Source organism: Aeoliella sp., from assembly GCF_965227375.1.
Classification (GTDB): Bacteria; Planctomycetota; Planctomycetia; order Pirellulales; family Lacipirellulaceae; genus Aeoliella.
On the sequence record NZ_CBDDFX010000001.1, the window covers coordinates 2,308,044 to 2,322,301 of the forward strand.

General features: G+C 62.6%; 15 protein-coding genes. 1 reads left to right on the forward strand and 14 read right to left on the reverse strand.

Annotated elements, in window-relative coordinates; translation table 11 throughout:
* Positions 1 to 237 precede the first annotated feature (237 nt).
* Positions 238 to 1,719 carry a glycogen synthase GlgA gene (gene glgA / locus ACQK2L_RS09415; RefSeq protein ID WP_425396697.1) on the forward strand — a complete coding sequence of 494 codons (1,482 nt, stop codon included), beginning with the start codon at positions 238 to 240 and terminating at the stop codon, positions 1,717 to 1,719.
* A gap of 163 nt (positions 1,720 to 1,882) precedes the next feature.
* On the opposite strand, the gene ACQK2L_RS09420 is transcribed toward glgA, so the two are convergent.
* From ACQK2L_RS09420 to ACQK2L_RS09485, 14 genes are all read right to left on the reverse strand, one after another.
* Positions 1,883 to 2,149: a transposase gene (locus tag ACQK2L_RS09420; RefSeq protein ID WP_425396698.1), complete on the reverse strand. Its 267-nt coding sequence runs from the start codon at positions 2,147 to 2,149 to the stop codon at positions 1,883 to 1,885.
* 230 nt (positions 2,150 to 2,379) lie between these two features.
* Entirely contained in the window at positions 2,380 to 3,018 is a 639-nt protein-coding gene (locus tag ACQK2L_RS09425) for a hypothetical protein (protein ID WP_425396699.1), read from the reverse strand.
* Between the two features lie 124 nt (positions 3,019 to 3,142).
* Positions 3,143 to 3,352, reverse strand: a complete 210-nt coding sequence (locus ACQK2L_RS09430; protein ID WP_425396700.1) for a hypothetical protein — start codon at positions 3,350 to 3,352, stop codon at positions 3,143 to 3,145.
* Positions 3,353 to 3,417: 65 nt separating this feature from the next.
* Complete coding sequence (locus ACQK2L_RS09435) at positions 3,418 to 3,816, reverse strand: hypothetical protein (RefSeq protein WP_425396701.1); 399 nt, start codon at positions 3,814 to 3,816, stop codon at positions 3,418 to 3,420.
* The gene (locus ACQK2L_RS09440) at positions 3,816 to 4,652 is read right to left on the reverse strand and encodes a LamG domain-containing protein (protein ID WP_425396702.1); all 837 of its coding nucleotides are present in this window, start codon (positions 4,650 to 4,652) and stop codon (positions 3,816 to 3,818) included. The genes ACQK2L_RS09435 and ACQK2L_RS09440 overlap by 1 nt, the downstream gene beginning before the upstream one ends.
* Before the next feature lie 5 nt (positions 4,653 to 4,657).
* A complete protein-coding gene (locus ACQK2L_RS09445; RefSeq protein ID WP_425396703.1) occupies positions 4,658 to 5,164 on the reverse strand; it encodes a hypothetical protein in 507 nt (168 codons plus the stop codon).
* Between the two features lie 176 nt (positions 5,165 to 5,340).
* Positions 5,341 to 6,498 (reverse strand): hypothetical protein, encoded by a 1,158-nt coding sequence (locus ACQK2L_RS09450; RefSeq protein WP_425396704.1) that lies wholly within the window; start codon positions 6,496 to 6,498, stop codon positions 5,341 to 5,343.
* A 225-nt stretch (positions 6,499 to 6,723) separates the two neighbouring features.
* Positions 6,724 to 7,197, reverse strand: coding sequence for a capsid cement protein (locus ACQK2L_RS09455; protein ID WP_425396705.1), 474 nt, complete (start codon positions 7,195 to 7,197; stop codon positions 6,724 to 6,726).
* A gap of 97 nt (positions 7,198 to 7,294) precedes the next feature.
* Entirely contained in the window at positions 7,295 to 8,173 is an 879-nt protein-coding gene (locus ACQK2L_RS09460; protein ID WP_425396706.1) for a hypothetical protein, read from the reverse strand.
* Positions 8,174 to 8,441: 268 nt separating this feature from the next.
* Positions 8,442 to 8,627, reverse strand: coding sequence for a hypothetical protein (locus tag ACQK2L_RS09465; RefSeq protein WP_425396707.1), 186 nt, complete (start codon positions 8,625 to 8,627; stop codon positions 8,442 to 8,444).
* A gap of 675 nt (positions 8,628 to 9,302) precedes the next feature.
* A complete protein-coding gene (locus tag ACQK2L_RS09470; protein ID WP_425396708.1) occupies positions 9,303 to 10,637 on the reverse strand; it encodes a phage portal protein in 1,335 nt (444 codons plus the stop codon).
* A gap of 176 nt (positions 10,638 to 10,813) precedes the next feature.
* The gene (locus ACQK2L_RS09475; protein ID WP_425396709.1) at positions 10,814 to 12,367 is read right to left on the reverse strand and encodes a hypothetical protein; all 1,554 of its coding nucleotides are present in this window, start codon (positions 12,365 to 12,367) and stop codon (positions 10,814 to 10,816) included.
* A gap of 19 nt (positions 12,368 to 12,386) precedes the next feature.
* Positions 12,387 to 12,848 carry a hypothetical protein gene (locus ACQK2L_RS09480; protein ID WP_425396710.1) on the reverse strand — a complete coding sequence of 154 codons (462 nt, stop codon included), beginning with the start codon at positions 12,846 to 12,848 and terminating at the stop codon, positions 12,387 to 12,389.
* Positions 12,849 to 13,046: 198 nt separating this feature from the next.
* Complete coding sequence (locus ACQK2L_RS09485; RefSeq protein ID WP_425396711.1) at positions 13,047 to 14,186, reverse strand: GNAT family N-acetyltransferase; 1,140 nt, start codon at positions 14,184 to 14,186, stop codon at positions 13,047 to 13,049.
* Between the last annotated feature and the right edge of the window lie 72 nt (positions 14,187 to 14,258).

Genomic DNA, 14,258 nt, shown 5'->3' on the forward strand with positions numbered 1-14,258 from the left:
CAATGGTGAATTTGCTCGCAAACTCGATACTGGCTTGCCCTTCGCCGTATTCCGCGCCCCACTCCCAGCGACTTTCCGCGCCGCCGCTCCGCTTGGTTCGCTCCTAACGATTGCACCGGGCCGTGGGGAGCTTTTCCCGCGATGCGGGTCGCGCAAGCTCAATCGGGTGCCGAAACTTTGCCGATCGTGGTATTGTTGAGTATCTGCTCCCCGCCCGCTGCCCACGGTTCTTCGCCCATGCACGTCCTGTTCGCCACTCCCGAAGCGGTTCCCTTTGCCAAAACCGGCGGCCTGGGCGACGTCTGCGGCAGCTTGCCCAGAGAGCTGGCCGCCCGCGGCCTGCACACCAGCCTGGTAATGCCGGCGTTTCGCCAAACGAAGAACTGCGGTCAACCGATCGAGCCCACCGGGCTGGAGATCGAGGTGCCGATCGCCGGCCAGCCGATTCGCGCGGCCGTGCTGCGCAGCTACTTTCCTGACTCGAAGGTGCCAGTCTACCTGATCGACCAGCCAAGCTATTACGATCGGCCAGAGTTGTACCGCGAAGCGGGCGAGGACTATCAGGACAACTGCGAGCGGTTTGTGTTCTTTAGCCGCGCGGTGCTCGAAGTAATCAAACACCTCGAGCCCGAAACGCAGATCGTGCATTGCAACGATTGGCCTTCGGGGCTGATTCCCGTGTATCTGAAGACCGAGTCGAGCAGCGACTTTGCGTTCGATCAAATCGCCTCGTTGTTCACGATTCATAATCTGGCGTATCAGGGCTCATTCTGGCATTGGGACATGGCCCTCACGGGAATCGACTGGAAGTACTTCAACTGGCAGCAGATGGAGTTCTACGGCAAGCTCAACTTCATGAAGAGCGCGCTGGTGTTCGCCGACGCGGTGAGCACGGTGAGTCCCACCTACGCCAAAGAAATCCAGCACGCCGAGCATGGTTGCGGGCTCGAAGGTGTGTTGCAGGATCGTTCGGAAGACCTGTTCGGCGTCTTGAATGGTTGCGACTACAGCGTCTGGAATCCCGAGTCCGATCCCCACATTGCCAAGCAGTACTCGTCCGACGACTTCGTCGGCGGTAAGGCCGAGTGCAAGCGGGCTCTGCAAGAAGAACTTGGGCTGCCCCAAAATCCCGAGGCACCGCTCATTTCGATCATCAGCCGGTTGGCCGATCAAAAGGGCTTCGACTTGATTGCTCCGCTCATTCCGCAGTTCGCCTCGCGCGGCGCGGTGCAGTGGGCCATCCTGGGAACCGGCGAGCCGAAGTACCATCACTTGCTGGGCGAACTGGCCGCACAGTATCCCGAACAGGTAGCCGTGTGGTTGGAATTCTCCAATCCGCTGGCCCACCGCTTGGAAGCCGGCGGCGACATGTTCCTGATGCCCAGCCGCTACGAACCGTGCGGGCTCAACCAGATGTACAGCCTGCGATACGGCACCGTGCCGGTAGTCCGCGCAACCGGCGGCCTGGCCGACACCATCACCGACGCCACGGACCACCACCTGAACAACGGCGCCGCGAACGGTTTCTCGTTCGTCGAATACACGTCCGACGCCCTGGGCGCGACCATCGAACGCGCCTTGAGCCTGTACCGCATCCCCGACGCCTGGCGCCGCCTGGTCCGCACCGGCATGGAGCAGGACTGGAGCTGGAAGACCAGTGCGGAGCAATACGTGCATGTGTACGAAGAAACGCTGGCGCGGGCGAAGTCGTTGGTGTGATTGTGGCCGTTCGCTCCGCGAACGAGCGTCCTGGGCGGGTTCCATTCCGGATTGCGGCATTCATTCCAGGGTGGCGGCTACGCCGCAACCCTTTGCTGGGGGACGTAATGCCTTCGGCATAAGGGGCGATGTCGCAATTGCTATCCCGAAGGGATTCCGACTATCAGCCCAGTGTTGCGGCGTCGCCGCTACGCTGGGAAACAAGCTCTTTGACCATCTCCGCGGGTTCGCATGTACGCGACAGCTGCGACAAGATGTGGACGTGATCCTCCACGCCGCCCACCACCATCGACGCGCAGCCTAGCGTATTGAGCACGCCACCCATGTAGTGGTGCAAGTCGGTCCGCAGGGATTCGTCACGCAGCAATGGTTCACGGTTCTTCGTGGAGAAGACCGTGTGTACAAGTATCTTGGCGAGCGATTGTGGCATTGATTCCCCCGAACGCTGATGACGAAACCCCTACGGGGTAAGCGATGTGGTTTGCACGCCTACCCAGAGTAGCGGCGTAGCCGCAACCCTGGGCTGATGGCCATTATCCCTTCGGGATAGAGCGAAATCCAACCGAGACGCAACGCCCCTTCTTATCCCGAAGGGATTCCGTCTCCCAGCGAAGGGTTGCGTCGCAGACGCTACCCTGGCGGTTGCTACCCTGGTAATTCTCACGCCGTTTCCCGCCGCACCACCGCCACCGGCAAATCTCCCAACCGCTCGCCCCCCGAGTAGCTCACCATCCGATACACCGCCCCATCCCCACCGACGATGCGATGGTTGTGATCGAGCGGCGCGTCGTCGTCCAGCAGCACGCGATACGTGGCCGTGGAGGTGATCGGGTCGGTCGTTTCGTCCACGGTGGTTTCCAAGGGCTGGATCCGCGCGTGTACCGCGGGGCGGAACGTCGTCCAGGCAGTGATTTCGTCCTCGTCCCACACGGCCTGCTGGATGTCGACCAGACAGTCGAGGCCGTGGGCGATGCGCAGATTCCGCGCTTCGCACTTCAGCCGCGTGTTGCCTTGCGTTCGCTCGATGGCCAGTAGCGTGTAGTACTCGCCGGCCGTGTCGCGGATTTTGTCGCCCGGCTGAGGCGGGCGTACTTCCTCGGGCCACTCGAACTGCCACACCACGTCGGTCGCGGTGGCGTAGCCGCCGGAGGGTTCTCGTTCGGCCGTGCGGTGGCTGAATCGCCAGGCGGTGTCGATGTCGGTTGATGTGCGCGAACCGCGCCGCAGCAGTAAGACTGGCTCAGAGGCGTCGACAATCGTGGCGAAGTCGCCCGTTGGGTTCCAAGTGATCGGCATCATGGTACTCGTGGTTAGTGGCCGTTCGCTCCGCGAACGAGCGCAAAACGGAGTCTGGGTGGAGCGTAGTATTGCTAGCGCCGTGCACTCGTTCGCGGAGCGAACGGCGACATTCTTGCGGCGACTATCAGATGCCTCGCGAGCGGAGTTCGAATGTTTCGGCTTCGAAGAGCTTGCGGTCGCACCAGTCGACGGTTGCTTGGAGCGACTCGACGTACTCCTGCCAGTGCACGCGCTGGCCGTCGAGCCAGTAGGTGGGCTTGGGGTCGGCGCGGATCTCTTCGATCTGCGCGAGCGTCGTGGTGCGGATGGTTTCGAGTTGTTGGGTGTCGGACATTGGAGGATTCAGGGGTCAGGGGGCAGGGGTGCCGTAACTGCGCTAGCTTGTTACGGCCTACGTAGTCAAATGCACTTCACTAAGAAGCGGAACACGATCTTCTGGCCGGCTACTGGGGTTACTTCGTAGCGCACCTGGTAGTCGACGCCGGCGTTGGTGAACGCTTCGTCGGTCGCGACGTCCAGATCGTGGCGGAAGTTGTATCCCGTCTCGTCGACGCTCCACGGTCCGCCGGTTTGCAGGCTGTCGTAGAACACTTCTTCCACGTCGAGTTCGACGTTGTCGTGCCCTGCGACAGGAGAGAGCGTGTCGTGATCGACGTGGTCGATCTCCAGCACGCTGTATCGCGCGCTCGCGATGTCGCTCGTGGCCACGGCGTCGCCGTCGGGGCCAACCACGCGCCCCATCAGCACGGCTGGGCCGTTCTTGAATACGGTGCCTCGGATGTCGGTTGCCATGGACATTAGCTGTGTACCTCGCCGGTTGGAGTAGCGCCGCTTGTGCCGGTGACAAACAGCGTGCCTGGTTCGCAGTGGGAAGATCGAATCGCGCTGGCGGCCTGATGGTGAGGGCCGGCGATCGTGGAGTGGATGTCGCTCACGTAGATGGGGTTGCGACAGAGTGGAAGCACCCGGGGATGCGGCGCTGGGTTGATCGTGCCGGCGGTGCTTGCCACGGGCCCGATGCCTGGCCGGTTGACGCTGCGGATGCAGTCTTGATACACGACCAATCGCGCGGGGGCGTTCGGCAGCGCTAGCGGTGTGCGGCCAGCGGCAAGTTGAGCGATCTCGCTGTCGCTCAGCACGTCGTTGGTAATACAAAACTCGGCGACGTCGCCCTGCAGCCACTTCGACGCATCGTCCAGGCCAATGGTTACGTCGTCGCTGGTGGTGACCAGTTGGCTATGACCCACGGTGGATTCGTAGTAAGGGTCACGCACCCCGTCGACAAACAGCCGCATTCCGTCTGACTGCCCCGCTTCGAACACCATGGCCACATGGTGCCATTGATCGGTATCGTCGAGCAGCCCGTCACTGGCTACCGCCGAGACGATGCCTGCATTTGTATTCAAGTGGGCGTGTAGTGTCTTGTTGCGCGCGGTGGCTGCCGCCGCTTCGTCGCGCCACAGCACCCAGGGCACCGCTGCTTCAAACGTCGTTCCTCGCATGGCGATCACGGCGTCGACCGTGTTGGTGTCGAGCTTCAGCCACGTTGCAATGCTCATCTGGCTCGCGCCGCTTAGTTCGCTGATGGAACCCAAGACAAGACGTGGGTTGCCGCTATCAAAGGAAAGTGCCATCGCGGTTACACCTCCCGCAGTTCGACCGCCAGTAACTCGGCGTCGCCGGTCATGGTGTCCGAACCGCTGGTCGAAAGTCGCGTGAGCCGCAGCCGATACGACTCGCCAGCGTTCGGATCATCCGCGTCGGCGGCCGCGACACCGACGACCGCCTGGGCCAATTCGCCAGCGGTGGAAGAAGCCGCGCTGGTGGCGGTGGCGGCTGTGCCGAAGTCGTCGGCGTCCAGGTCGTGCGTGCCGAGGGTCGCGTCGGCGATGTGGTGACGCTCCAGCTGCGCCTGCCACACCACGTTGCCGCTGGTGGCCGAAGTAGCCGCCCAGGTGACGACGACCTCCAGGTCGCTGGCCGCGTACCCGCGAGGCAGCACGCCCAGGAAGTCGACCGACTCGGCCGCGGTGCCGTCGAAGTCGAGCACCACGTGATCGTTACGCAGGTCGAGCTGAGCAAAGTTAGAACTCGGCGGCCGCGCAGCGAGCGCGTCGAACACAGCAAGCGTTTTGGAAGTAGGCATCGTGGAGAGGGGTCAGGATTCAGGGAACAGGGGTCAAATGGCGAGCAGGAAGCGTAAGCGCCCGGAGTGGGGGAGAATGACCAATTTTGAATTACCAATGACCAATGGAGGGAAGCAGCGAGTTCGTTCAACGACTTCCCTCATTGGTCATTGGGTACTTCGTCATTCGTCATTCACTAACCCGTGCACTTCACCACGAAGCGGGGATCGATCACGGCCGCGGCGCCGCGCTCGCTGGCTTTGAACCGCAGGACGATGTCCTGGGCGAACTCGGCTTCGCTGCCGCGGGGAGCTTGCGTCACGGTGATCGGCCAGTTCTCCATGTAGGCGAACGCCTTGCGGAAGTCGCCCAGGAACCACCACTTCTTGGCGTCGGCCGCCGACTCGCCCGAAGCGACGATCCGTCGGTAGGCCAAGCGGCTTTCGGCCACCGTGTAGTTGCCCAGCGGGTTGGCCGCGATGGTGGACGTCGCGGAACCACTGGCCGTGTACTGAATCTCGGCCGCGTTGAACACGCGATGCGCCGCATGGCGGTAGGCCGGCATCACCAGCACCGAGGTGCCGGTCACCAGCACGGGCTCGCCCGTGTTGGGGTCGAGGATGTCGGCCAAGAGCTGTTCGGCCGCGTCGACATTCTCCCAGTCCACCAACTCGTTGCTCGCCAGCTCGTTGACCCACGGACCACTGGTCTGGTAGGTGTCGTAGCTGGTGCCGCGCCACTTGTAGTTGTTAGTGGTGCCGATCACCAGGTCGAGCAAACGTTTCTCCTTGTTCAGCCCCAACAGCTCGCCCACCTCGCTGGCGCGGCGGAGGATCAGGTTGGTGCGATCGAAGAAGATCGCCTCCTTGGTGACCGGGACGATGAACCCACGCTTCGTCGTAGCGGGCGTTTCGATGTAGTCCTCGCCGAAACCGACATGCGGGAACGGCATGCCCGGTCCCACTTCGGCATCGATGTCTTCCAGGCGGCCGACACCGGGAATCTTTTCGCCGTCGAGACGCGTGGGCACCGTGTCGACCAGCTTCGATACGATGAACGCCTGCTGCGTGTAGGCGTCGAGGATCTTGGAGTAGATCACCTGCCCCGCGACGTTCTGAAAGGCCGTGATGTCGACGCCGTCGGCCGCTTCCAGCAAGTGGGCGCCGCCGGATCGTGGATCGAGCGTCCGCACCCACTCGCCCCCGTCGGGCACGAGGGCCTCGGCCAGGTCGCGAATGCTGAAGTCCTCAGCCGCCAGGTGCTTCTCGCGAAGCGCATCACTCAAATGCTCGACCGTTCGTTCGGCGCCGTCGAGCTGATAACGCCGCTTTAGTTCTTTGTAGGCAATAGTCACGTGTCGTTCCTTGGTTGGGAAGTTGGGAGTTTGAGGAGCGTGTCATCCTGAGGGAGCCTAAGCGACCGAAGGATCTGGTTTGCAGTGGTTTGGCAGGGCACCATTTCGGAAGGTTGGTGGGTCCCACCTTCGCGAACTGGCGTGTTGTCGAGCAATCCGAGCTAGATTCTTCGGTCGCTCCACTCCCTTCAGAATGACACAGGTTGGTTGATCACTGGCCCGTAACTACGCGGCAGCTTGGGGACCGCCGCGGGTTACGGTGCCGACGATTTCGACGTACACGGAGGTGCTGGCCGCGCCTTCGCGCTTCGCACAGCGGCCGATCGCCAGGTCTTCGGACGTCACCGCGATCGCTTGTTGATCCTCGAGCGCGGTACCGCCGGCGTTTTCGTCGCCGCCCACCAGGTCGCCCAGTTCGAACGTGGCCGACGCACACTCGAGCTCGAACACGCCGGTGGTCGCCACGCGAATGTCGGCCGTCTGCCCGGTCGCGGAGGCCTGCATCGCCACGCCGACGAACACGTCGTGCAAGGCTTCCTGGTTGGCGGCCAAGGTGCCAGCGTCGGTCAGGCTCGAGGCGGGCTTCGCGTCGTCGGTGTCGAGGTACACCAAGTCGCCGATCTCGATCACCGTCGTACTATCGACCGGCAACATCACCGGATTCGTATCGCCATAACGCCATCGCATTTTGTTTGCCATTGAAATTTCTCCAGAGGGGTTGAGTTAGTCGCGATTCGCTCCGCGAATCAGCGTGGTAGGGATTGCGCTCGTTCGCGGAGCGAACGGCCACATTCTTTCAGCGCCGCAGCGATGCGGCGTACTCTTTGGGCGATTCGCTCTTGCGGTGCGAGTCGGTGGGCAGCCAGTGTTGTTCGCGCGACACCACCGGCCCGGCGTGGCTCGTCGCGCTGCGCACCAAGGCGGCGCGGTCGGCGATCAGCGTCTCGAGCTTTTCGTCGCTCGATGCGTGCAGCAGCGTTTCCAGAAATGCTGCCGTGGTGACGCGTTCGGCGTGCTGCGCGCCGGGCAGGGGCAGGTTGTGCTCGGCCAGGAGTTCGGCAATACGGACGCGCCGCCGCAGCAGGGCGAGTTGCTCCACTAGCGGGCGCTCAATCGCCTCGACCAGGTCGGCCCGATGGCTGGAGAGCTGCTCGACGGTGAGCGACTCCAACAGCTGCGTTTCGCCGGCCGTTTGCTCGAACAAACCGCGCGTGGTGGCCGGATCGGCGACCAGGTCGACGCTTTCGACTTTGGTGATCGCCTCGACGACGGTCACCTCACCTTCCTGCGACGTGCGGGCGAGCACGTTGTGCGACAGGCCGACTTGCTCCGGCGCGTGCTGGGCGTCCCAGGCGAGTTGCTCGGCCAGGGCGTGCTTGGGGTTGAAGTGCAAATCACCGAACAATCCCTCGCCAGCGCGGTGCTTCACCTGCCGCACTACGCCCAGCCGATCCTGGTAGTCGCGCGGCGCGAGCGGCGAGCCCTTGGGATGGTTCACATTCACCTTGGCGCCTTCGTACAACGCGATGGCGCCGGTGAGCGCCGACTCGCGGTAGGTCCGCCCGTTCCGGGAAGTGAGCCCCAGCAGCTTGACGCCACGCAGCACACCACGCTCGGCGTCCACGCGAATCGATTGGCCAGTCGAGTCGACGAATTCTTGTAGTCGTTGTTCCATGTCTGTTTCTTGGTTGGAGGTTTGAAGCTAGTACCCGTAGGCCGTAACAAGCTTGCGCCGTTACGGCGGGGGTTGTGGATGCCGTAACTGCGCAGGCTTGTTACGGCCTACGGGTGTGGCGAATGTCCACGAAAAAAGCCCATCAACCCGCGCACAAGTGCGGTGGATGATGGGCTCGTTGCGATACCGGCGCTTGGAGTGCGCCGGCTCGTTGCGATACCGTTTAGGGCTGTAGGCTATTGGCTGTAAGCTATGAGCGGCCGACAGCTCATCGAACCATTCGCTCCACGTTGACTTTCAAGTGTTGAATGTGCCCGTCCTGGATGGAGAGCGTGATGCCGGCGGTGCCGTGGAAGCCGCGCGCCGAGGCGCTGGAGAGCAGCTTGGCAAATTCCTGCTGCGCCTGCTCGGCCTTCGAGGGATTCAATACTGGTTTGCGAATTGCAGTTGTCATACAGCCCAACATAGCAAATGAAGTTTCGATTTCTACAGCGATTTTTTTACACTTGCGATTTTGTGAGAGTGGTGTGTTTAGGGGGTGTCGGTGTGTCATTCCGAAAGGAGGCTCGCCGACTGAGGAATCTAGCTTGCCGCACCACGGCGGCTTGGTCATTTCTGGAACTCGGAAGTTCGAAGCTCCTCAAGTGCAAAGTTTGAGCGTGCTGCAAACCAGATTTCTCGGTCGCCGGGCTCCCTTCGAAATGACACACAGTGCCGTGTGTGAATGCAGGTCGTGTCATTCTGAAAGGAGGCTCGTCGACTGAGGAATCTAGTTCGCCGCGCCATAGCGGATTGGTCATTTCTGGAGCTTGGAAGTTCTAAGCTCCTCAAGTGCAAAGTGTGAGCGTTCTGCAAACTAGATTTCTCGGTCGCTGGACTCCCTTCGAAATGACACGCAGTGCCGAGTGTGAATGCAGGTCGTGTCATTCCGAAAGGAGGCTCGCCGACTGAGGAATCTAGCTTGCCGCGCCACGGCGGCTTGGTTATTTCTGGAGCTTGGAAGTTCGAAGCTCCTCAAGTGCAAAGTTTGAGCGTGCTGCAATCCAGATTTCTCGGTCGCCGGACTCCCTTCGAAATGACACGTAGTTACTTCACCCACACTTACTCACCCTCACCTACTCACCCTCACTTACTCACCTCCATGCATCGCGCGGTTCTTTTGTTCCTGCTCGTAGTCGAGTCCCAGTTGTCGCGTCCAGGTTTGTGGCGAGACGATGCCGCGGCGGTAGGCGAGGTCCATCACGCGGGCGTCGTCCAGAGCGTCGCGGCTCACCAGCGCGGGTGGCGTGATTTGGATGTCGATCAGCGCGCGGATGTTCGTCGGCAGTTTACCCGCCGCGGCGGCGTTCTGGACCACGCGCCACATGATGTCGCGGTCGTCGCGGGCCATGGTGGCTTGCAGTCGCTCGAACATTCGCACCGCGGGGCCTTCGGCCACCATCGTCGAGGAGTAGTTCGCGTTCGACGCGTCGCTGGTGAACATGAACTCGGGCATCACCAGCCGCGCGGCGATCGCGCGGAGCTCCGCCTGCAGGATGGCCACGAAGGCCGAAGCGTCGACGCCGGTGGCCGGGAAGTCGTACTCCACGTGGGCCGGCGCGTCGAGAATTGTGCCGGCGCCGTACTGCGTGAGTTGCTCGATTCGCCCGGTGGGTTTGGCGACCGTCGCGTCGGCGCTGCTGGCGACGAACTGCTCGACACCGGTTCGCGTGGCCGCGCGGTGCTTGCGAATCAGCGCGATCGCCGACTGGATCTCGGCCACTACGCTCATGTTCCGCAGCAGCTTCTCGGCGCGGCGCAAGTTCTTACGCACCGGCGTGTAGAGCGGCAAACCCCGCTTGGCGTTGCGATCGACGTTCGCGCGGCGGTGTTGCACCATCTCGGCCGGCAGCAACTCGCCGTCGACGAAGTAACCGCGGACGGTTTCGACGTCGGCCGCGTCGGTCAGGATGCCATGGCTTGCAGTGGGATCGTCGCGCAGCCGATCAGGCGTGCGGACGTGTTCGGGATCGATGAATCGCACGCGCGTCTCTCCCGCGTTGTCAGTGAACAGTCGCAGAAAGGCCTCGCCGTCGCGATCCGTTCGCCGCACGATCTCTTGCTGGCGGCTGTGCCATTCGCTGGTGTCGAGAAAGTCGTCGAGCACCCGCTGCACCTCGGCCGCCAGCGAATCCGGGGCAGGGGAGTGCTTGCGAACCACCGCCTGATACGCATGCCCGCTGCCGACGATGTAGCTGATGCGGTTCTCGACGCCATTGATGGCGTACTCGTTGGCCACCAGCAGCCGCCGGCAATCGCTGCGAATGTCGGCCAGCCGCTCGGCCGCCAGCGGATGCGCCGCCGACCCGCCTGCTGCGATGTCCTGCCACAACTGCCCATCGTCGCCCTCTAGCGCTTCGCGGGGATCGATGAAGTCGGAGAGCAACAGTTCGAAGGCTTCGTGAAGTTGTTGGAGTTGGTTCATGGGGGTGCTCCAGGGAATCGTTGCTGTTTCCAGGGTAGCGACTACGTCGCAACCCTTCGCTGGGAGACGAAATGCCTTCGGCGTAGAAGGTTGTGCAGTTTTCGTATCCCGAAGGGATTGTGTCATTCAGCCCAGTGTTGCGGCGTCAGCCGCTACGCTGGGTGAGATTGCGTCGTTCATTTCCTCAACGTCAGATCTTCCGCCAGACGCAGCGCCATTTCCAATGCGTCGGGGCCGTCGTCGTGGGCGCCGCCGGGGAAGTCGCGGAGTTGGTCGACCAGAAGTTGTGTGGAGTGCGAGTGGCGTTTGAATCGCAACCGTCGTTTCGACAAGTGCGGGCCGAGGCGGCGGATGCGGACTTGCTTGTTGGTGTAGTTGGTGATCGAGGCCGGTTGAATGTTCAACAAGCCCTGGCGGCGGAACTCGGCGGTGAATTCGTCGGCCAAGAGTTCTTGCCACTGGTTGGCTTCGACGCCGAACACCGCGGGGCGAAATCGCTCGCAGATGGCCACTCCGTCGGTCACCATCACCGGCGTCGCGCGGCGGGCCAGGTCGGATTCGACGTACAGCACACCGGCCGAGTCGATGCCGAGCATCACAAACGCCGAGTAATCGCCCCGCCGCGCGTCGGCCCCTTTGCTGGGGTCGAGCGCTACGGTGCGAAGCACCATCGCGTCGGGCCACTCGTCGAACCAAATGTGATCGCCAAAGTACTCCTCGGGCCACTCGCAGCCATCGGGATCGATCGGCGCGCCTTGCTTTTCGCGCTCAAACGCGGTGCGGCCGCTCTCGAGTCGCATGCTCATTAGCGCCGGCAAGTCTTCGACCTCCGGCCACAGCACTTCGGCGCCTTCGTTCATCGCGGTGCGGTGTTGCTCGTAAAACTCGCGCGCGGTTTCCATGGCCGTCGGGTCGCCTGCGCGGGTGTAGAGCCGTTCCCATTCGTGCCACAGGTCGTCGCGGGTGGGCCACTTTTCGATCGCACGAAATAATCGGCTTCGCCAGCCCGGCGTGGTTTGCAATTCCATCGCCAAAGCGTCGCGGTGCAGGGCGGTGGCCAGGTTCACGATGTTGGTTGCGGTGGTGCCGGCCTTGAGCAGCGTGCCGTGGAACCAGTTGCGTGACGATTCGCGTTGCGCCGCGCTCGACATGTGAGCGTCGTTTTGGATGTCGTCGCAGATGATCAGCGTCGGGCGATGCTCGCCGCGGCGGCGACCACGGATTCGCTGCCCAGTGCCATAGGCTTCGATGGCGACGCCGTTGCTGAGTTGCACGGCCGTGGCTTGCCAGCGAGGTCCAACGCCGCACGCGTTGGGGTACGCAGCGGCCAACAGCTGGCTACCGGTCAGCTCGGCTTTGACGTTCTCCAGGTGCATTTGCGCTTGGGCCTCGGTGTCGGAGATGATCCAGATGTACGGTTCCCACGCCTCGCAGGCGGCGCGGAGCACGTAGGCCAGCGTGCCGAGTGTCGACTTCGCGCCGCCGCGCGGCCCAACGACGTTGAGCTTCGTGCCGCGCTGTTGGTGCATCGCGTGAAACTGCGCGGCCAGCCATCGATGCATGCCCGACGGCGGAGCGGTGAAGTGCTTGGGCAAGAACCGCTGCCCCCACGCGACGAGATCGAGCGCAGCGGGCGCGGCTCGCTTCGTTCGCAATCGCACGAGCTCATGGGCCAGCTTCTGCCGCTGTTGGCGAAGGAATTTTAAGGTGGTGTAAGAGTTTTGAGGCATGGGTTTGGTTGGAAGAGGATTACTCGTCGGGGGTGGTGATGGAATCGGTCCCCGGTGTGGTACTGGCGGTGTCGAGGTGCTCGTCTGCTAGCTCGCTGAGCTTTTCCAGCACGCGTTCGTGGTCGTCCTGGTGGCGGACCTGGCTGTCGATCAGTTGGGCTACGTCGCTGTGGAACGCTTCGACCTGCTGTTGGGTAAACGTGCGTGGCGGCTTCGAGAGGTAGCGATCGCCGCGGCAGCGTTCGAGCCACCACACGCTCGCCCTCCAGTTTTTGGGGTCCGTGCCAGCCTCCTTGATGTTGCGCAGTTGATGAAACTCCGCCAGACCCGCGGCGCGCCGCGCTCGCCGCGCGAGCTCCCCGTCGGCCCGCGTGATTTCGTCGTACTCCTCGGCCGACACGCCGGTCACGTCGAGCCCCGTGTCCACCGGACATCCAGTGGAGACGACACTGACAAAATCGTTTGCTTGTTGTTCGGTCATCTGTGAAATGTTGTGTTGGTTGTTGATTCACCGCAATGAGGCAGGGCAACGGGTACTTATTTAGAAGCCATTTCAAAACCTCAAAGCCGTGGTAGCTGGATTCGCAAGAATTCAGAAGTTTCCGTGCGATCTCTGAATTCTTGCGAATCCAGCTACGGTTTTGAAACTCGTTCTTACTCACCTACTCACCTCACTTACTCACCCAACAAACTCAAACGACACGATCGCGCGGCCGGTGCTGCTGCGGTAGTTGCCGAAGCCGCTGCCGCTGGTGCGGGAGCGGCCGGTCTTCTTGACGCTCACCGCTTTCCAGTCGGTCGAATGCTTGCAGTGCTGGATGAGTGCGGGGTGGCTGCTGGTGACGCTCACGCGATGGCCCCGTTGGCGGTGCAGTTGTGCCACGGCGCGGACGCTGCGCATGCCGATGCCAATGCCTTGGTAGTCGGGCAGGGTGACGATGCGCGTGAACCGCCGCCGGCCGCGGTAGCCGATCACGGGAATCGTCGCGCAAAAGTTCACCGGCTCGCCATTCCAGGTGGTTACGTAGCACTCGCTTTGCGGCGCGAGCGTGCCGCTCAAATAGTGATGACGCGCAAACAGCGACCACGCTTTAAGGTCGGTGCGGTGAACTTGTAGCTCGATCGTCGGTCGCCGAAGACACCTCCGCGTGAGAGTCCGCGTGGCCATGTCGAGCACCCAATCGGCCTCGAGCCACTCGGCCACGTCGTAATGACACGTCACGGCCACGAACCGGCAGTTCACCCGACCAGTGCGCACCGCCCGGGCGACGGCCGCCGAACAAACCCGCGCGACGTTGCGATCGACCACGCTGGTGAATTCGTCGAAGGCGATGGTGGGCGCCCCCACCCAACCCTCCCCCCAAGGGGGAAGGCTCTTCACTATTCCCTCCCCCTTTGGGGGAGGGCTAGGGTGGGGGCCTTCGCCCTTCGCTAGCGCTCGCGCCAAGTCGCAGCGGAAGCGTTCGCCGTTTGAAAGCACCGCGTACGGTTTGATCCATGACGGTGGGGAGCTGAATCCGACGGCCGTCAGTAGCTCGGTCGTTTTGCGAACCGAAAGTCCCTCGAAGCAGTCGATTACCGCGCGATCGGCCAGCCACTGGCTGGCGGTGTGCAGCGAATCGCCAAACGCACGGCGGGCGACGCTCGACTTGCCGCTGCCGCTGGGACCAACGATCAGCCCGACTTGCCAGTCGTCGCCGGTTGGCAATTCGACGTCGAACTCCTCCGAGAGCCGCTCGGCAAGCGGCACGTCGAACATGCCGGCCACTTGCTGGACGCGGAACGAATCGTGAACGGGGCAGGAGAGGGAGATGTGCATGGTGGTTCGTGTTGCTGGTGTCCAGGGTAGCTGCGATGCAGCAACCCTTCGCTGGGAGACGTAACGCCTTCG